Raw genomic sequence first — 18,775 nt, forward strand, 5'->3', positions numbered from 1 at the left:
GCCGCAGGCTGCAATAAGGTCCGAAGGACCTTCAGCGATCGACATCGCCACGACTGTTTCACAGTCGATCGCAGCCTGCGGCAGCGGCTACAGGCCGAGCATTACTCGGGAATGCGCAGTACCTGGCCCGGATAGATCTTGTCCGGGTGCGACAGCAGCGGCTTGTTGGCCTCGAAGATTTTGTTGTACTTGTTGGCGTCGCCGTACACGGCCTTGGAAATGGCGCTGAGGGTGTCGCCTTTTTTCACGGTGACAAAACGCGCGGCAGCCGCCACAGGACCGGTGACGGTGATCTGGTCGTCGACGCTGCCGACGCCTTCGATGTTGCCCACGGCCAGCAGAATCTTTTCCTTCTCTTCCTGACTGGCCACTTCGCCGGTCACGATGACCTTGTCGCCTTCCACGGTAGCCTGGACGTTGGGGTTACCCAGGCCGACCTTGGCGATGTGCTCCTTCAACTGTTCGCTCGCATTGGCGTTACCCGGCGTCAACAAATCGATAAGCTTTTCGCCCGCTTCTTTCACAAAGCTAAAAATACTCATGGTGCACACTCCTTGGGTTTAATAGGTCCAGACGCGAAAGACTAGACCAGCCTTGAGAGACGAGGTTCAAAATCGACCAATGACTCTGTGCACGGCAAGCACGCTAGAATCGCCTCCCCCCGCGCCCAGGAAGCGAAGATGGACATCAAACAGCTGAAATTCCTCATCGCTCTCGACGAAACCCGCCACTTCGGCCAGGCCGCCGCGCGCTGCCACATCACCCAGCCGACCCTGTCCATGCGCTTGCGCAACCTCGAGGAAGAGCTCGAGCTGCCGCTGGTCAACCGTGGCCAGCGTTTCGAAGGGTTCACCGCCCCCGGGGAACGGGTGCTGGCCTGGGCCCGCAGCGTGCTGGCCGCCTATGACGGACTGCAGGCCGAGGCGGCCGCCTGTCGCGGCAACCTGGTCGGTACCCTGCGCCTGGGGGTGGTACCGCTGTCGAGCTTCGACCCGCTGCCACTGATGCAGCGCCTGCACCAGGCGCACCCGAACGTGCGCTTCGAGTTGTCGGCGCTGAGTTCCGAGCAGATCCTCGAACAGCTGGCGAGCAATCGCCTGGATATCGGCGTTTCCTATCTGGAGCGCCTGGACAGCGAACGCTTCGAATCCCTGGCCCTCGGCGAAACCCGCATGGGCCTGCTCTACGACCAACGTTTCTTCAGCTTCGGCGAGCAGCCCCTGAGCTGGGAGGCGGTGATCGAACTGCCGCTGGGCATGCTGACCAGCGGCATGCATTTTCGCCAGTCCATCGACCATAACTTCCACAGTCGCGGCCTCACCCCACAACCGCTGCTGCAGACCGATGCCGTGCATCAACTGCTGCAAGCCGTACATGGCGGCCTGTGCTGCGCGATCATGCCGTTGGACGGCGGCCTGGAAGCCCTCACCGAACACCTGCGCCTGCAGCCCATAGCAGACGCCAACACCCTGGCGCACCTGGGCCTGATCATGCGCCGCAGTGCACCGCGCTCGGCCCTCGCCGAGGCGTGCTTTGCCCTGCAGCAGAAATCACCGAGCGAGCCTTGATCGACGGCATCTATCGGCACATCAGTACTAGCAATTAGACGCGACACTTTGACGCGCTTAGTCTTAGGGCTGGATATTCCGCCGGTGATGCCCCATGAAACCCCAGCGCCCGGCTTGCGCGACGCCCACTGCGAAAACGCCCGCGCCCGCCGCCAGTCAGAACTACCGCTACAGCAACCTCGACCACACGGAATCGGCCAGCACCGCGCTCGCCGAGGAAGTCGCGCTGGCGATCGCCTACAACGGCATCAGCCAGGCCGTGATGCTGGTCACCCCCAGCGACCTGGAAGACTTCATCGTCGGCTTCAGCCTCGGCAGCGGCATCATCGGCGACGCGTCGGACATCTACGACCTGCAACTGAGCGGCAGCGGTTCGGCCCAGTACGCCCAGGTACAGATCTCCAGCCGCGCCTTCTGGAACCTCAAGCAGCAACGCCGGCAACTGGCCGGCACCAGTGGTTGCGGCCTGTGCGGCGTGGAAGCCGTGGAGCAGGCCCTGCCGGACCTCAAGGTGCTGCCCGGCGCGCCGTTGCCGCCGGCACAATGGCTCGATGGCCTGCGCCAGCGCATCAGCGCCTTCCAGCCCCTGGGCCAGCACTCCGGCGCAGTGCATGCGGCGGTGTTCATGAACGCCCAGGGCGAGCTGCTGCTGGGCCGTGAAGATATCGGCCGGCACAACGCGCTGGACAAGCTGATCGGTGCGTTGATCCGCCAGAACATACCTACTGCCGGCGGCGTGGCCATCGTCACCAGCCGTTGCAGCCTGGAACTGATCCAGAAAGTCCTGCGTGCCGGCATCCAGACCCTGGTCAGCCTGTCGGCGCCCACCGGCCTGGCCCTGCAATGGGCACGCCGGCACAACCTCAACCTCATTCACCTGCCACAAAAAAGTGCGCCACGGGTCTATAGCCCTGCGATGGAGAAACAAGCGTGACCACTCATCATCAAGCCGACCAGACACCCACCCCGCGCTACAAGCCCTACAAGGGCCCGGCCGGCGGCTGGGGCGCGCTCATCAGCGTCGCCCAGGCCTGGCTGACGAGTGACAACGCACTGAAGAACATCCGCATGATGCTCAAGACCAACCAGAACGGCGGTTTCGACTGCCCGGGCTGCGCCTGGGGCGACTCGCCGGAAAGCGGCATGGTCAAGTTCTGCGAGAACGGCGCCAAGGCGGTGAACTGGGAAGCCACCAAACGCCGCGTGGATGGCAAGTTCTTCGCCAGGCACAGTGTCAGCTCGCTGCTCGAGCAGAGCGACTACTGGCTCGAATACCAGGGTCGCCTGACCGAGCCCCTGAGCTACGACGCCGAGACCGATCGCTATAAGCCCATCAGCTGGGAAGCGGCCTTCGCCCTGATCGGCAAGCACCTGCAAGCGCTGCCCAGCCCGGACATGGCCGAGTTCTACACCTCGGGCCGGGCCAGCAACGAAGCGGCGTACCTGTACCAGCTGTTCGTGCGCGCCTATGGCACCAACAATTTCCCCGACTGCTCGAACATGTGCCACGAGGCCAGCGGCGTGGCCCTGGCGCAAAGCGTCGGCGTCGGCAAAGGCACCGTGACCTTCGACGACTTCGAGCACTCCGATGCGATTTTCGTCTGGGGCCAGAACCCCGGCACCAACCACCCACGGATGCTCGAGCCGCTGCGCGAAGCAGTGAAACGCGGAGCCCAGGTGGTCTGCATCAACCCGCTGAAAGAGCGCGGCCTGGAACGCTTCCAGCATCCGCAGCACCCGATCGAAATGCTCACCAACGGCAACAAGCCGACCAATACCGCCTACTTCCGCCCAGCCCTGGGCGGCGACATGGCGGTGGTGCGCGGCATGGCCAAGTTCCTCCTGCAATGGGAACGCGACGCCCAGAAGACTGGCGCGCCGGCGGTGTTCGATCACGACTTCCTCAATGAACACACCGCCGCCGTGCTGGATTACCTGAGCGTCATCGACGACACCCCATGGGACGAGATCGTCGAGCAGTCCGGCCTGACCCTGGTGGAGATCGAGCGCGCGGCGCGCATGTACGCCAAGGGCAAGAACGTGATCATGTGCTGGGCCATGGGCATCACCCAGCATCGCCATTCGGTGCCGACCATCCAGGAAATCGCCAACCTGATGCTGCTGCGCGGCAACATCGGCCGTCCGGGCGCCGGCCTGTGCCCGGTGCGTGGCCACAGCAATGTGCAGGGCGACCGCACCATGGGCATCAACGAACAGCCGCCGGTGGCCTTCCTCGACGCCCTGGAGCGACGCTTCCAGTTCAAGGTGCCGCGCGAGAACGGCCATAACGTGGTCGAGGCGATCCACGCCATGCTCGAAGGCCGTTCGAAAGTCTTCATCGGGCTGGGCGGCAACTTCGCCCAGGCCACCCCGGACAGCCCGCGGACCTTCCAGGCCCTGCGCAACTGCGACCTGACCGTGCAGATCAGCACCAAGCTCAACCGCAGCCACCTGGCCCACGGCAAGGAGGCACTGATCCTGCCGTGCCTGGGCCGCACCGACATCGACCTGCAGAGCGAAGGCGCGCAAGCAGTGACCGTGGAAGACTCCTTCAGCATGGTCCACGCCTCCAACGGCCAGTTGCAGCCACTGTCACCGCAGATGCGTTCAGAGCCGTCGATCCTCGCCGGCATCGCCGCCGCTACCCTGGGCAGCCACCCGGTGGACTGGAACTGGCTGGTGGCCGATTACAGCCGCATCCGCGACCTGATCGCCGACACCATTCCCGGCTTCAAGGACTTCAACGAGCGGGTGAAAAACCCTGGCGGCTTCTACCTCGGCAACTCGGCCGGCGCGCGGCGCTGGAACACCCCGTTTGGCCGCGCCAATTTCCGCCCGAACCTGCTGCCCAAGGATCTGGTGCATGAGCGCACCCGCGCCACCGGGCAGTTGCCGGACCTGATCATGCAGTCGATGCGTTCCCACGATCAGTACAACACCACCATCTACGGCCTGGACGACCGCTATCGTGGCGTGAAGGGCCAGCGCGACGTGCTGTTCGTCAACGAAGCCGACATCATCCGCCTGGGCTTCAAGCCGGGGCAGAAAGCCGACATCGTTTCGTTGTGGGATGACGGTCGCGAACGTCGGGTCAAGGGTTTCACCCTGCTGGCCTTCGATATTCCGGCGGGGCAGGCCGCGGCCTACTACCCGGAGGTGAACCCGCTGGTGCCGCTGGAAAGCATCGGGGACGGCAGCTACACCCCGACCTCGAAGTTCGTCGCGATCCGCCTGGAGGCGGCCAGCGACAGCGGCTTGATCATGGCCCGGTCGGCCTGATCGACTAAGTCGCTGGCCCTGTAGCCGCTGCCGCAGGCTGCGATCGTCTCCGCAGGAGACGTTGCTCTTGAGGGCGCTGGAAGGCGCTAACGCGCCTTATCGCAGCCTGCGACAGCGGCTACGCTCCGCAAGATGTTTTAGCGTCAACCAAATCGCAGGCACAAAAAAGGCCGTTTCCATCCAGAAGCGGCCTTTTCCAAGTAGCTACAGACTCGCAAAAACGGGATAAGTTCCCTACTAAAAACAATAAGTTACGAGATTGTGTACAACTCGTGCTATTCGTCGGATTTTGATTGTAAGCGCCTCAATACAGCCTCAGGATCGCGCCGTCATCCCTTTGAGGCTCCTCTATGAAGTTCTCCTCGATTCTCTTGTTGTCCCTTGGCCTGGTCAGCGGCATCGCCTCTGCCGGCGGCACCACAGAAGCAGGTGTGGGCGGCGCATTGGGCGGGGTTCTAGGCTCGGTCGTCGGTCAGTCGATTGGTGGTAGCACCGGTTCGACCATCGGTGCGGCCCTGGGCGGCGCGGGCGGTAGTGCCGTGGGTGCCGACAGACGCAGCCGTGGCGAAGCCGCTATCGGTGGTGCGCTGGGCGCAGCCGGCGGTAACGTGGTCGGTCGCAGCATGGGGGGCACCACTGGCAGCCTGATCGGCGCAGCGGCGGGCGGTGGCGTCGGCGGCGCGCTGGGTAACCACCTGGGCAACTCCAGCGATCGTGACGATCGCCGCTACCGTGATCGCGACTACGACGATCGTCGCTACTATCGCGACGGCCACCCGGGTCGTGGCCATGCCTACGGGCATCGCAAGCACAAGCGTCACTGGCGCGACTAAGACCTGAAACGGTCGCAGCCCGCTGACACAAAGACCGCAGCCTGACGGCAGCTCCTGCCAGACAGGGTTCATCACCCCCGGGATGAACCCCCAGGAGCCGCCTGAAGCTGCGGTTTTTTTTGTGCCTTACATCAGCAAGCGTTCCAGCGCTGCACGCAGCCCGGCGGGAATCCCCACCGGCTGGTTCGATGCCCGATCGACGAACACATGCACGAAGCGCCCCGCCGCGCAGGCATCGCTTTCCCCCGCCTTGAACACCGCCAGCTCATACTGCACCGAACTGTTACCCAGCTTGCCGACGCGCAGGCCGATCTCGATGCGCTCGGGAAAAGCGATCGAGGCAAAGTAATCGCAGGCCGAACTCACCACGAAACCCACCACCTCGCCGTCATGGATATCCAGGCCGCCCTCTTCGATCAGGTAGGTGTTCACTGCCGTGTCGAAGAAGCTGTAGTAGGTGACGTTATTCACATGACCGTACACATCGTTGTCGTGCCAACGCGTGATGATGGGCTGGAAGTGGCGGTAGTCGGTGCGTTGCGGCATGCGGTCGGTCATTGGCGGGTTCTCGGAGGTGAGGTGTCTGGAAGGCGACCCTGCTGTGGTCGGTCAGGCGATCGACTATTTCAACCGATGGCCCGGTGATCGGCAAACCCTTTGCCAGCCTGCACCAGCTCGTCAATCAACCGCGCCGGCTTCCAATGCGCGCCCAACTCGGCTTGCAGCCGCAGCAAGTCTTTCTGGATTGCCACCAGCCCCTGCCGGTCCGCCCAACTCATCGGCCCGCCCTTGTCCGCCGGGAAGCCATAACCGTTGAGGTACACCAGGTCGATATCCTGTGCCGAGCCGGCGATGCCTTCCTCGAGGATCTTCGCGCCTTCGTTGACCAGCGCCAGCAGGCAGCGTTCGAGGATTTCCTCGAGGCCAACATCGCGACGACGGTAGCCCAGGCCTTCGCTGACCTCCTGAACCAGAGCATCGACCTGCACATCCTGCTCGGCCTGGCGACTGCCGGGCTCGTAGTGGTAATAGCCGTTGCCACTCTTCTGGCCGAACCTGCCCGCTTCGCACAGGCGATTATCCACCTGCACTTCGTGCGCCTCCTGGCCCTTGCCGGCCAGTTGCCGGGCGCGCCACTCCAGGTCGATGCCAACCACGTCATACATGCGGAACGGGCCCATGGCAAAACCGAAGCCCTGCAATGCGGCATCCACCTGATAAGGGAAAGCCCCTTCCAGCAGCATCTTGCGCGCCTCCAGCACATAGGTACGCAACATGCGATTGCCGATGAATCCAGGGCAGTTGCCGGACACCACACTGACCTTGCCCATACGCTCGCCCAGCGCCAGCGCGGCCTCGAGCACCTGCGGCGCAGTCGCGGCGCCACGCACGATTTCCAGCAGCTTCATGATGTGGGCCGGGCTGAAGAAATGCAGGCCCAGCACCTGCCGCGGACGCCGGGTGACCGCGGCGATGGCGTCGATATCCAGCGCCGAAGTATTGCTGGCAAGGATCGCCCGCGGCTGGAGCAGTCCATCGAGTTCGCGGAAGATTTTCTGCTTCAGCTCGAGGTTTTCGTAGACCGCCTCGATCACCAGGTCCACATCGCGGATCGCCAGGTAATCCGCTGCCGCGCTTACCCGGGCCCGGCGCGCGTCGGCCTCTGCCTGATCGATCCGGCCCTGACGCACGTTGTGCGCATAAGTCTCGGTCACCGCTGTCAGCGCCTGCTCGAGCATCTGCGGGTTGTTGTCCACCCACTGCACCGCAACCCCGGCATTGGCCAGGCACATCACTATCCCGCGGCCCATGGTCCCGGCACCGATCACTGCGGCGCGCTGAATGTCGATCTGGCTCATAGTGGCTCCCTTGTAGGTGGCTCGAAGACGCAAACCACCATAATCAGGCCCAGGGTATTTTTGAAATTTATTCCTGTGATGAGCGGCATTCAGCGGATGGATCGGGCAGGTACCCTGTAGCCGCTGGCGCAGCCTGCGATCGAGCGCGAAGCGGTCGCAAACCCTGAATGCTCATTCCTCCAGACATACCGAAATGCCTGGATTTGCGGCGGCTACCGATCGCAGGCTGCGCCTGGGGTTATATGGACAAGTATCAATCCTGAAGGTGATGTTCGGCCCAATCGCGCACTTCGGCGTAGGGGTAATCCTCGAGTACCGCAAAACCCTGGATCGACCGCGCCTTGAGCTTGGTGAACAGCGGCACGCTGATCCCACAGAGGAAACGCGTCAACCGTTCCGCCCCTGGAACCGTGCCGCTGTGCTGTTGGTGCCTGTGGATAAATTCACCGCACAGCGCTTCGAAGTTTTTATCCACAAGCGCGGACAAGGCTGGCGGCTCCGGCAAGCGAGCCACCTGACCGTGACACACCGAGCAATGCCCGCACCGCTGCGGTGCCTGGTCATCGCCGAAATACTGCGCCAGGCGATACCCCAGGCACTGTTCGGTGGCGAACAGCGCGAGCATCGCGTGGATCCGCGCGATCTCGCTGCTTTCGTGCTGCTTGAAATAGGCGTGCAACTGCTGGCTCAGGATCGCGGCATCGAAGCTCGTCTCCAGCAGGTTGTAGACCTCGGTCATCTGCTTGCTTTCCAGCTCGACCCAGCCCTTTTCCTGGAAGTAGTCCAGGGCCTTCACCACCCGGTTACGCTCGGCCTGATGTTGCTGATACAGCGCGTCGAAATTCACCGTGGCCCAGGTCCGGGCACGGCTGGAGGTCTCGATGATCGCCGCCACGAACTCTCGGCGCTCACCCTCGAAACGCGCCAGCAGCACCTGCGGTTCCTCGAGGAACTTGAAGCGGTATTCGGCGAAGTAGGCGTAACGCGGCGCGATCAGCCCACGCAGCTCCAACTGCACCAGCAAGGTCTTGAGCGGCAGCTGACGAATGTTGCTCTGGTCCGCCAGCGGCCCCAACAGGAACTCCCACTGCCCGTCGGGCGCCGCCCCCTGCAACTCGTCCAGTACACAACGAATGCCTTCCAGCTCCGGCGTGTCGCCGTAGACGAAGTTTTCCAGCACGTTGAGGCTGTCGCGGTTAGCCAGCACCAGGCAGTCCGAAGGTTGGCCATCACGCCCGGCGCGGCCGATTTCCTGGCTGTAGTTCTCGATGGATTTGGGCAGGTCGAAATGCACCACGTTACGGATGTCGCTCTTGTCGATGCCCATGCCGAAAGCGATGGTGGCGACGATGCAATTGGACTGGCCAGCCATGAACTGACGCTGGATGGCCTCGCGCTGCTCATGGGGCAGGCCGGCGTGATAAGCCTGGGCCTGGATGCCGTGGCGACTCAGATGCTCGGCAATGTGCTCGGCGGTTTTCTGCAAGGTGACATAGACGATGCTCGGCTGCCCGGGACGCTCGCTCATCCACTGCACCAGGCGCCGGCGCTTGTCCTGGCCGCGCACCGGTTCCACCAGCAGGTTGAGGTTGGGCCGATAGAAACCGGTGGTCACCACATCCTCCTCGGCGATGGCGAATTTCGCCTGCATATCGGCGATCACCTTGGGCGTGGCGGTAGCAGTCAGCAGCAGTGCCTGGGGAATGTTGAACTGGCGCTGATAGTCCGGCAGCTTGAGGTAGTCGGGGCGAAAGTTATGGCCCCATTCGGAGATGCAGTGCGCCTCGTCCACCACCAGCAGGGAGATCCGCACCTGCTGCAGGAAGTTGCGAAAGCGCTCGTTCTTCAGGCGCTCCACCGAGATCATCAGGATCTTCAGCTCACCGGAGCGCGCCCGCGCCATGACCTCGTTGGCGTCGTCGCGGCTCTGCGCCGAATCGATGCTCGCCGCGGCGATGCCGTGGCGCTGGAGGAACGCCAGCTGGTCCTGCATCAGCGCCAGCAACGGCGAGACCACCAGGGTCAGGTGCGGCAGCAGCAAGGCCGGCAACTGGTAGCACAGGGACTTGCCGGAGCCCGTGGGAAAGATCGCTGCCGCCGAGCGCCCGGCCAGTACCGCGCTGACCGCCGCCTCCTGGCCGGGACGAAACTGTGGATAACCGAAGACCTGTTCGAGGGTGTCGTGCATGAGCTGTCACTCCTTTGACCGCTGACGTGCCTTGCAGACTGGCACAGGGTCGGGAAAAGGTCGGGGAAGAAAGGATACGGGATGATACAGGGAGGCGCAGAATGCTGTCCGGCTGGGGTTATGCGGAGTTTTTCAGGGTGTATCGCGAACCACCAGGCAGCCGATGGCTCGCGATAAAAGTCGTGTTCTTACCGCGTCGCGCGGCAATCCACCCACTTCACGCCATTGCTCTTGTTGGCGGCGATCAGCGTCGGCACTGCAGCAGGCGCCTTGTTGTGAATGTCGTGGAACAAAATGATCCCCCGGCGCCACAGCAGCATCAGGGTCTGCACCCGCTGGCTCGCCGCGCTGGCGCTGAGGCTCTTGCTCCAGTCCTGGGAGTCGATGCCCCAGAGCATCACCTTGATGCCCTGTGCCTTGAAGAACGCCGCACTGTCACTCGAACGCTGACCATAAGGCGGACGGAACAGCGGCTGGTAATCATCCGGCAACGTGCCGCGCACCAGGGTCGCGGAACGGGTGATGGACTGCTGCCATTCGCTCCAGGCGCTGTGGGACTTGTGCGCCCAACCATGCAAGGCAACGCACTGGCCGCTGTACAACTCACGCATTTGCGCCGGCGAGGACTTGCGCAGACGCGCCTGGAACGGCTCGCCCAGCACGAAGAACAGGCCATGCAGATCGTTGGCCCGCAGCACATTGGCCAGCGTATCGGTATGGCCGCCCGCGGCCGTCGGGCCGTCGTCGAAGGTCAGCAGAAACTGCCGGTCCGCCAACTCGTCGCCCATCAGCTCGGCGCTGTCGAAACGTTCGATCTCACTGCTGATCTGCGGGAACAACGCCGCCAGGCGCAGCTGTTCGTTCAGGTACTGCTCATGAAACTGGCGGCTCGCCTGGGCCCAGGCGTCATAGGCCGGGCTGACCGTTCCGGTGAAGCCCTGGGCCAGTTGCCGCAAGTCATCCAGGTTACGCACCAGCGGGCAGAAGGCAGCGCCTTCACAGTCCTGGCTGGCGCTGTGATAACTGCTGAGCAGGCGTATCCAGAAACGCTCGCGCACTTGCTCGACCGAATGATGGTCCAGCGCCTTGACGCCCAGGCGCTGTTTGAGACTGACATCGTCCAGCGCCTCGCTGGCCAGCAAGGCCTTGCCGAACATCAGGATTTCCGCGCGCGAGGCGGTATCGAAGCCCGCTTGCGTGGCCAGCGAACCCGGCCAGCTACTGCGATCGATGGTGGCGAACACCATCGGGCCGGCAGCCTGGGCAACGGCCGTCCACAGGGACAACATCAACGCAACAACCAGAACCCGCATAACAACCTCCATAAATGCATAACGCGCCGTGGGACGGCGCGTTATGGGGGGCAGATCAACACCCGTGAATCAGCGGTTTTGCACACGCTCGATGGCTTTGTCGTACACCGGATTGGCCTTCTGCTGCTTGGCCAACTGATAGTGACGCAGGGCATCGGCGAACTGGCCGGCCGCTTCGTAGATGCGCGCGATGTTGTAGTAGGAACTGGCGCGCACGGTGGCCGCCGAGCTGCCGCTGGCCAGAGCAATGGCCTTGCGGTTGGCCCAGATCGATTCGGCGGTGTTGCCGGCTTTCTGATAAGCCAGGCCGAGGTTGCTGTAGGCCTGACCGTAGCCGTTGTTCAGCTCGATGGCCTGACGGTAGAAGTCGATGGCTTGCTGCAGGTTACCGGCGTGGTAAGCCTCTTCGCCCTTGCGGTTCAGGGTTTTCGCATCGGCTTGTGCGCTGCTGCTGACGGCAACGGTGGCAACTTCCACTTTGTCGTCGAGCAACGGCGACACTTCGTTCAACACGTCCTGCGCGTCGACGGTCACGCCGCTGAGGGTGTTGATGTCCTGGAAGTCACCATTGCCGGTCATGCGGAACACGGTCCACAGGTTACCGCTGCGGTCCTGCGGCACGTAGTAGGTGCGCACCAGCGACTGCCCCATGTACACGAACACCTTGGCCTGGCTGGCGGCAAGCTGACGGGACTCCGGACGGGTCTGGTTACTGTAGTCATGCACCGCGTACACATAGCTTTCGCCGTAGTGTTTCTTTTCCAGGGTGATGGTTTCCGGGCCGTAGCCGTCGATATCGTCGACGTCCAGGTGGGCGTCATCGCCTTGCTGGTTGCGGAAGTAGATGTTGTTGCCCGGGAAGATCATGTGCGAATCGAGATCGCTGGGGGTCGCGCCCCAGGTCAGCACCACGCGCAGACCGTCGAGGTTCTGCATCACCGGGCTGATGGCGTAGGTCATGCCGCTGCACGGGCACTTGACCACCAGGTTGGAGTAGCCGGGTTTCTTGATGATCAGCAGGTTGCTGGGGTCATCCGCAAAGTCGGTGGTCAGGGTCACCTGGCCTTGAGCATTGGTACGACCGACAACGCTCTGTGCCCCATTGCGCTGCACCAGCACTTCGGCATCGGCGATCTTCTGGTCCTTGACCACCGCACTCAGCACCTCGACCGGCAGCTGCTGCGCCGTCACCGAAAACGCCAATGCCCACAACGAAAAAATCGAAGTCACGCGAAACAAGCGCATACCTAATTCCCTTTAAGTGTATGAAGTCGGCACCCAAAGGTACCCGGCAGATTTCGCGCGCACCATACACAGTTTTTTGGGGGTTTGCTTGTTAATCCATAGGGAAAGGTGGGGGGCTGCGGGAATCCCTGAAGTTTGCTGAGGGGCCGGGATGGCAAAACCTTTTCAGACAGATTTGAAACCAGGCAAACCATTAGCCGCCCGCCACGCTTTAACGACACCGATTACACCTTCAGGACTATCGTCCACCCCCTCGTCGGGATAAAAGAGAATCCCATTTCCACGTGGATGCTGAATCATCTTATCGATGTGATCGACGAGGTTCTGGTAGTCAGCTTCCGTGTCACTTTCCCCATTGAACAGAGTGTTCAGCAAGGTAATGAACTCGTCCTCGGTATAGTCCTTCAGCTGGCTTTTCAGCTTTACGTGCGTCATCTGCAGGCTCTCCACTCAAACCTGTCTCTTAATCTCCCGACAGCACTGTCAGCTGCTTTTGAAACCAGGCAGTCCGTTGACAGCGCGCCATTCTTTCACAGTTTTTGTAATACCCTCGGCTGAGTCATCAGCCCCATCCTCTGGGTAAAAAATCAGATCGGAGCCTGCCGGGTGCCCGCATATCGTATTGAAGTGATAAACCAGTTTGTTTTCTACATCCTCACTCTCATCACTCCCAATGATGCGTTGGAGCAACTCAATAAACTCCTGCTCCGAGTAGTCCGAAAGACTATTTTTCAGCGTCATTTTCTATCCTGCTTGTGAATTTCTATGTGTCGTTTCGGTGTCATCACCCCGAGATTCTCAATATCGTAGACCGCACCGCCATGTTTTATGTACTCGATGTGATGTAGCTCATATCGAGAGTTTTCTCCGTAGTGTCCTGACCTAGGGGCAAATGGCGCTCTGCCCTTTAACAGCTTGCCTTGGTTACTCTTATTGAACTGGCCAAGCAGCTCAGTATCGCGTCCTACAGCAGTCCAAAATGCCTTTCTGAAATCGTCGAATCTATTGAATTTCCGCCCTCGTAATTGATCTGCGATCCGAGATGGAACCGGTGCCCCCGCTCCTACATCAGCACCCGCAAGCCAAGTGCCAGAAACGTCCGTACCCCGACCTATGACGGTGCCTGGCTCATACCGAGCATTGATCACAATGTAGAGCGGCTGAACTCCAGACCCCACCGGAAACACCAGAATAAAATCCCGATACTCCGGCGGATAAATCGGACTCACGATGATCCGCTCCGCCGCCTCAGTCGGCGGAAAAATCCAGATCGGAGGTGTCTGTGGCGCCGCTTCCAGCGGTGGTGTCCCTATGGTGCTCGAAGGGTCCGCCGCCGGGGTCCAGGTGATGGTGATGCCACCCCCCAGGTCGGCCACTTGCTGCTCGCCACGGGCCTCGAACTGAGCCACCGGAATCATTTCCCACTCGCGGCGCCCCTGGGTGTTGAAGCCGTAGCCCTTGAGGCTGCCATCGGCCTGCTGCTCAACTCGCAGGCGTAGCCGGGTGCGAGCTTGCTTGAGATTGCGTAGCTGCTCTTCGCTGTACAGCGCGCCATCACCCAGGCTCGATGGAACGAGCAAAGCCACCAGCCCCAGCAACGCACCGGCCGCCACGCCCGAGGAGATCAGCCCCAGGCCACTGCCGGTGGTACCAGCCGCCGCGGAGACACCACCCAGGGTCAAGGTACCGAGATTGGCCGGCAGCGCGCCGCTGATGCGCTTGAGGGCCACGCACCCACCCGCCTCGACCTCTCGACCGCCCAGCAGCGTCAACGCGCCGTAATTCGCCACCGAATCAGTGGGTATGAAGCCCGTCGGGGTGACGTAGTCGATGATTGCGTTCGGCAGCTTGCAAGACTTGGCAAATACGCAACCGACGGGCATTGGTTGCGATTCCACCTGTGTAGTCGCCAGCCGCTCTTCATAGGCCTGCTGGCGAGCGAGCATCTGCTCGTAACCCTGCTGCGCATCGTCACGCTCGGCCAATTCACTCGCCGTCATATCGCGCAGGCGACGATAACCACCGCCGTCAGCATCGTGGTGCTGCCATACCTGGGGCACATCCTTGTTGCGGGCCATAGTCCTTTGCTCGGTCGCCTGGGAAACCCCGGTCTTCAACCGGGGGATCTCACGTTAACCAGTGCGAGGGGACCTTGGCTGTCAGGCAAATCCGAGCTGGTCGAGCGACTTTTCTTTTTCGCTCAGGCCAGGCGATTGGCCCTGAACTGTCTGCACAGGACACCAGGATTTACCTTACACGTCGCGTCGAATCAGGCTTATTGAGCCGCTCGAACAAGCCGCCTGGAATTTGAACGGGACTGAATGACGCCCACAAAAAAGCCGCCCCAAAGGGCGGCTTCTTGAACCACTTACCCGATGCTTACAGCTTCGGACCAGCAGCCTTGATGGCGTCGCTCACGTCGAACTTCTTGAAGTTCTCGATGAACAGGCCGGCCAGGGCCTTGGCGGCTTCGTCGTAGGCGGCTTTGTCAGCCCAGGTGTTGCGTGGGTTGAGCAGGCCGGTTTCGACGCCTGGAACGGCCAGTGGCACGTCCAGGTTGATGGTGTCCAGGTGCTCGGTCTCGGCACCGACCAGAGCGCCGCTCTGGATGGCCGCGATCACGCCACGGGTGGTCGGGATGTTGAAGCGCTTGCCAACGCCGTAGCCACCGCCGGTCCAGCCGGTGTTGACCAGGTAGACCTTGGAGCCGAAGCCGCGGATGCGCTTGATCAGCAGCTCTGCGTAAACGCCGGCCGGACGCGGGAAGAACGGTGCGCCAAAGCAGGTGGAGAAGGTCGACTTGATACCAGCGCCCGAACCCATTTCAGTCGAGCCCACCAGAGCGGTGTAGCCGGACAGGAAGTGGTAGGCGGCTTGTTCTTCGCTGAGGATCGACACGGGCGGCAGTACGCCGGTCAGGTCGCAGGTCAGGAAGATCACGGCGTTCGGCTCGCCACCGAGGTTTTTCTCGGAACGCTTCTCGACGTGCTCCAGCGGGTAGGCGGCGCGGCTGTTCTGGGTCAGGCTGCCGTCGGCGTAGTCGGCCTTCTTGGCGTCGTCCAGCACAACGTTTTCCAGCACTGCGCCGTGCTTGATGGCTTTCCAGATGACCGGCTCGTTCTTCTCGGACAGGTCGATGCACTTGGCATAGCAACCGCCTTCGATGTTGAACACCACGCCCTCGCCCCAGCCGTGCTCGTCGTCACCGATCAGGTAACGGCTTTCATCGGCGGACAGGGTGGTCTTGCCGGTACCGGACAGACCGAAGAACAGGGTCACATCGCCCTCTTCGCCGATGTTGGCGGCGCAGTGCATCGGCAGCACGTCGGCGGCCGGCAGCAGGAAGTTCTGCACCGAGAACATGGCTTTTTTCATTTCACCGGCGTAGCGCATGCCAGCGATCAGCACTTTCTTCTGAGCGAAGTTGAGGATCACGCAACCGTCGGAGTTGGTGCCGTCACGCTCTGGAACGCATTCGAAGTTGGCAACGTTGAGCACCTGCCACTCATCACGGCCAGCCGGGTTGTACTGGGCCGGGTTGATGAACAGGCAACGACCGAACAGGTTCTGCCAGGCAGTCTGGGTGGTCATCTTCACGGCCAGGTAGTGCTCGTCGGAAGCACCTACATGCACATGGGAAACAAAATGCTCTTGCGCGTTGTTGAATGCCTCGACGCGAGCCCACAGGGCATCGAACTTGTCGGCCGGGAACTTGCGGTTGATCGGGCCCCAGGCGATAGCGTCCTGGGTGCTCGGCTCTTCAACGATGAAACGATCGACTGGCGAACGGCCGGTACGGTGACCGGTACGAACAACCAGCGCGCCGGTATCGGCAAGCTCGCCTTCACCGCGGTTCAGGGCTTCTTTGACCAGATCATCAACACTCAGATCGGTGTACACGGCGTTATTGGCTTGCGTCATGAGGTTCCCCGTCGGCCAGTGGCCGAGTGCTCCAAACGTTTTGTAGTAGAAAGTCGTGCACTACTACCGCGAAAAAAGTGCGCCGGATTATGCCAGAAAAGCCCAAAAAGAGTAGGGCCCTCCCGTCAGAACGGCGTTAATCCGGCGCTTGACAGGTGATTTACCTGAGCTGAAACGTTTTAGTGACGAGTATCTGACGGCGACTCGACACCCGCTCCGGCGAACAATTGGCTGATATCGGCCGCATCGAACAGGTAGCGCTCGTTGCAGAACTGGCAATCGATCTCGATGCTGCCGCCGTGTTCGACCACCAGCTTCTGCGCATCTTCCAGACCCAGACTGACCAGTGCATTGCCCGAGCGTTCCCGCGAGCAGCTGCAACGGAAGCGCAACGGCTGCACATCGAACAGGCGCACGGCTTCTTCGTGGTAGAGGCGATGGAGCACGGTTTCGTTGTCCAGGCTCAGCAGTTCGTCGGCGGTCAGGGTGCTGCCCAGCGCGGTGATGTGCTGCCAGCTGGCGGCGCGTTCTTCTTCATCCTTGAGGCGGTCCGCCGGCAGTTGCTGCAGCAGCAGGCCACGGGCGCGACGACCGTCGGCGTGCAGCCAGAAACGGGTACCGACCTGCTGGGACATGACGAAGTAGTTGGTGAAGCATTCCGACAGGGTCGCGCCGTCCAGGTCGACGATGCCCTGGTAACGCTGGCCGTGGGTCGGGTCGACGGTCAGGGCCAGCACGCCATTGGGCATCAGGTCGGCCAGGGTCGCGTCCGGGGCGATCTGCTCCGCGTCATAGCGGGCCAGACCACGGATCTCGCGCTCGCTGGAGCACTCGATCATCAGCAAAGGCACCGGGCCTTCGGAACGGGCCTGGAGGATCAGCAAGCCATCGAACTTCAGCGTGCCGACCAGCAGCGCGGCCGCCGCCATCAGCTCGCCGAGCAGTTGCGCGACCGGCTCCGGGTAAGCGTGTTTGGCGAGGACTTCGGCATAGCTGCGCTCCAACGCCACCAGCTCGCCGCGGGCGTCGCTGTCATCGAAGATGAAGCGTTGGGTGAAGTCGGTATCCGGCAAATGAGTCATAGGTTTGGGTATCTGAAGTGATGACAAAATGGTTACAAGATATGAAAATTGCGTTTTTTGCACTGTTACGGTGCGCGATTTTCTGCCATTGGAGGCATTTTATGAACAATCCGGGTTTGTTCCAAGCAAGGTGGAACCTCGGCAAGCTAGTGTTGTGCAATTTGCTCCCTCTGGCGCTGCTGGGTTTCTGGTTATGGCCAAGCGGGCAGATGCTTTGTGTAATGTTCGACGAATGGCTGTTCCGCCTGCTGAATGCTCCCCTTGCGAGCAACTCCACCTGGCTGCATATCTGGGCCGTGGCCAGCCTCAGGCCTTTTGACGCGATAGTCGGGCTGATCCTGCTGACCCTGTTGATCCGCGGTGACTGGGTGTTCAAGGCCGTGGACGTGCGCCGGGCGTTTTTCGGCTTCCTGTCGATCCTGGTCCTGATGCTGATTATCCGCCTGTTGTTCTCCAGGCTCGCCGACGCCATGGGCTGGCAACACGACAGCCCGTCGATGATGCTCCAGGATGCCGTGCACATGAGCGACTATTTCCCGCACTGGGAAAAAACCTGGGAACTCAAGGACCGTTCCAGCCAGAGCTTCCCCGGTGACCACGCTTCGGTGCTGCTGATCTGGGCACTGTTCATGAGCGTGTTCAGCCGCGGCGTCGGCCAGCTCCTGGTGATCTGGGGCCTGACCCTGCTGTTTATGATGCCGCGCCTGGTGGCGGGCGCGCACTGGGGCCAGGACGACTATATCGGCGGCGTGCTGCTGGCGGTCTGGGCGCTCGGCTGGGGCTACTACACCCCGTATGCGGCCAAGGCTTCGAACTTCCTGTTGCAGGTGACCAATCCGCTGTTCAACCTGCTGGGCAAGCTGCCGTTGCTGTCGCGCCTGAGCGTGGTGCGGGCTACGGCCTGAGCAGGCGCCGGCTTGCCGGTGATTGAATGCAGACGATGCGCCCTCCAGGGAATAGTGAGAGGGCTGCAACCGCTGCTTTGCAACTGATCGCAGGCAGCCTCGCTCCTACAGGGGCTTATTCGTGGCTGTGGAACTTGAACAGGTCGCGCCGCTGTTTCTTGGTCGGCTTGCCATCGGTGCTCACACCCAGGGCGCCGGCCTTGCGTAGCGCGGCGGCGTTTTCCCGCTTGGCGATGCTGGCTTCGGTTTCCGTATAGAGAGCCTGCGCCTCCGGCGCCCCACGGCGCACGATCGACAGGGCCTGGACCACCACGGTGCGCTCGTCGAAACCGGTGCGTATCTCATACTCGTCGCCGATCCTCGGCTCCTTGCCCGGTTTGCAGCGCTCGCCCCGGTGATGCACCTTGCCGCTTTCGATGGCGGCCTTGGCCAGGGCGCGAGTCTTGTAGAAGCGCGCCGCCCACAGCCATTTGTCCAGACGGACCTTGTCGTCGTCTTCGGCTTTTTGTGCCATGGCATTTCCTCATTCTGAAATATTTTCGAACTGTACTACCGTTTCTCTCGTGCCATGAATTGCGATGG

The 18,775-nt window shown here is 61.8% G+C and carries 17 protein-coding genes; 5 read left to right on the forward strand and 12 right to left on the reverse strand.

What is annotated here, in order from left to right; genetic code table 11:
- Positions 1-101: 101 nt before the first annotated feature.
- Positions 102-542, reverse strand: coding sequence for a peptidoglycan-binding protein LysM (lysM, locus tag PVZ80_RS26885; RefSeq protein ID WP_009046477.1), 441 nt, complete (start codon positions 540-542; stop codon positions 102-104).
- Positions 543-680: 138 nt separating this feature from the next.
- Here lysM and PVZ80_RS26890 point away from each other — a divergent pair, with 138 nt between their 5' ends.
- The 4 genes from PVZ80_RS26890 to PVZ80_RS26905 all read left to right on the forward strand — a co-directional run bounded on the left by PVZ80_RS26890 (position 681) and on the right by PVZ80_RS26905 (position 5,680).
- Positions 681-1,568 carry a LysR family transcriptional regulator gene (locus PVZ80_RS26890; protein ID WP_009046476.1) on the forward strand — a complete coding sequence of 296 codons (888 nt, stop codon included), beginning with the start codon at positions 681-683 and terminating at the stop codon, positions 1,566-1,568.
- A 94-nt stretch (positions 1,569-1,662) separates the two neighbouring features.
- Positions 1,663-2,502 carry a formate dehydrogenase accessory sulfurtransferase FdhD gene (gene fdhD / locus PVZ80_RS26895; protein WP_009046475.1) on the forward strand — a complete coding sequence of 280 codons (840 nt, stop codon included), beginning with the start codon at positions 1,663-1,665 and terminating at the stop codon, positions 2,500-2,502.
- Complete coding sequence (locus PVZ80_RS26900; protein WP_273864810.1) at positions 2,499-4,847, forward strand: FdhF/YdeP family oxidoreductase; 2,349 nt, start codon at positions 2,499-2,501, stop codon at positions 4,845-4,847. Before fdhD ends, PVZ80_RS26900 begins: the two co-directional genes overlap by 4 nt.
- A 350-nt stretch (positions 4,848-5,197) precedes the next feature.
- Positions 5,198-5,680 (forward strand): glycine zipper domain-containing protein, encoded by a 483-nt coding sequence (locus PVZ80_RS26905; RefSeq protein WP_009046473.1) that lies wholly within the window; start codon positions 5,198-5,200, stop codon positions 5,678-5,680.
- 126 nt (positions 5,681-5,806) lie between these two features.
- Here the strand turns inward: PVZ80_RS26905 and PVZ80_RS26910 are convergent, their stop codons facing one another.
- The 10 genes from PVZ80_RS26910 to hslO all read right to left on the reverse strand — a co-directional run bounded on the left by PVZ80_RS26910 (position 5,807) and on the right by hslO (position 17,288).
- Entirely contained in the window at positions 5,807-6,238 is a 432-nt protein-coding gene (locus tag PVZ80_RS26910; protein ID WP_009046472.1) for an acyl-CoA thioesterase, read from the reverse strand.
- Positions 6,239-6,306: 68 nt separating this feature from the next.
- The gene (locus tag PVZ80_RS26915; RefSeq protein WP_198919629.1) at positions 6,307-7,539 is read right to left on the reverse strand and encodes a 3-hydroxyacyl-CoA dehydrogenase; all 1,233 of its coding nucleotides are present in this window, start codon (positions 7,537-7,539) and stop codon (positions 6,307-6,309) included.
- A gap of 253 nt (positions 7,540-7,792) precedes the next feature.
- Entirely contained in the window at positions 7,793-9,727 is a 1,935-nt protein-coding gene (locus PVZ80_RS26920; protein ID WP_273864811.1) for a RecQ family ATP-dependent DNA helicase, read from the reverse strand.
- Between the two features lie 188 nt (positions 9,728-9,915).
- Positions 9,916-11,040, reverse strand: a complete 1,125-nt coding sequence (locus PVZ80_RS26925; protein ID WP_273864812.1) for a polysaccharide deacetylase family protein — start codon at positions 11,038-11,040, stop codon at positions 9,916-9,918.
- A 69-nt stretch (positions 11,041-11,109) separates the two neighbouring features.
- Complete coding sequence (locus PVZ80_RS26930; protein WP_038630367.1) at positions 11,110-12,285, reverse strand: tetratricopeptide repeat protein; 1,176 nt, start codon at positions 12,283-12,285, stop codon at positions 11,110-11,112.
- Between the two features lie 165 nt (positions 12,286-12,450).
- Positions 12,451-12,720: a bacteriocin immunity protein gene (locus tag PVZ80_RS26935; protein ID WP_198919627.1), complete on the reverse strand. Its 270-nt coding sequence runs from the start codon at positions 12,718-12,720 to the stop codon at positions 12,451-12,453.
- Positions 12,721-12,768: 48 nt separating this feature from the next.
- A complete protein-coding gene (locus PVZ80_RS26940) occupies positions 12,769-13,026 on the reverse strand; it encodes a bacteriocin immunity protein (protein WP_198919626.1) in 258 nt (85 codons plus the stop codon).
- Positions 13,023-14,363 carry an S-type pyocin domain-containing protein gene (locus PVZ80_RS26945; protein WP_273864841.1) on the reverse strand — a complete coding sequence of 447 codons (1,341 nt, stop codon included), beginning with the start codon at positions 14,361-14,363 and terminating at the stop codon, positions 13,023-13,025. The genes PVZ80_RS26940 and PVZ80_RS26945 overlap by 4 nt, the downstream gene beginning before the upstream one ends.
- 301 nt (positions 14,364-14,664) lie before the next feature.
- Positions 14,665-16,206, reverse strand: coding sequence for a phosphoenolpyruvate carboxykinase (locus PVZ80_RS26950; RefSeq protein ID WP_009046463.1), 1,542 nt, complete (start codon positions 16,204-16,206; stop codon positions 14,665-14,667).
- A 179-nt stretch (positions 16,207-16,385) separates the two neighbouring features.
- Positions 16,386-17,288, reverse strand: a complete 903-nt coding sequence (gene hslO, locus PVZ80_RS26955; protein ID WP_007931739.1) for an Hsp33 family molecular chaperone HslO — start codon at positions 17,286-17,288, stop codon at positions 16,386-16,388.
- A 101-nt stretch (positions 17,289-17,389) separates the two neighbouring features.
- On the opposite strand from hslO, the gene PVZ80_RS26960 reads away from it, so the two are divergent.
- A complete protein-coding gene (locus PVZ80_RS26960; RefSeq protein ID WP_016702568.1) occupies positions 17,390-18,193 on the forward strand; it encodes a phosphatase PAP2 family protein in 804 nt (267 codons plus the stop codon).
- A gap of 115 nt (positions 18,194-18,308) precedes the next feature.
- On the opposite strand, the gene PVZ80_RS26965 is transcribed toward PVZ80_RS26960, so the two are convergent.
- Positions 18,309-18,707: an RNA-binding S4 domain-containing protein gene (locus PVZ80_RS26965; protein ID WP_009046461.1), complete on the reverse strand. Its 399-nt coding sequence runs from the start codon at positions 18,705-18,707 to the stop codon at positions 18,309-18,311.
- Positions 18,708-18,775 lie beyond the last annotated feature (68 nt).

The sequence above is a fragment of the Pseudomonas sp. B3G-3 genome (genome assembly GCF_028640915.1).
Classification (GTDB): domain Bacteria; phylum Pseudomonadota; class Gammaproteobacteria; order Pseudomonadales; family Pseudomonadaceae; genus Aquipseudomonas; species Aquipseudomonas chlororaphis_I.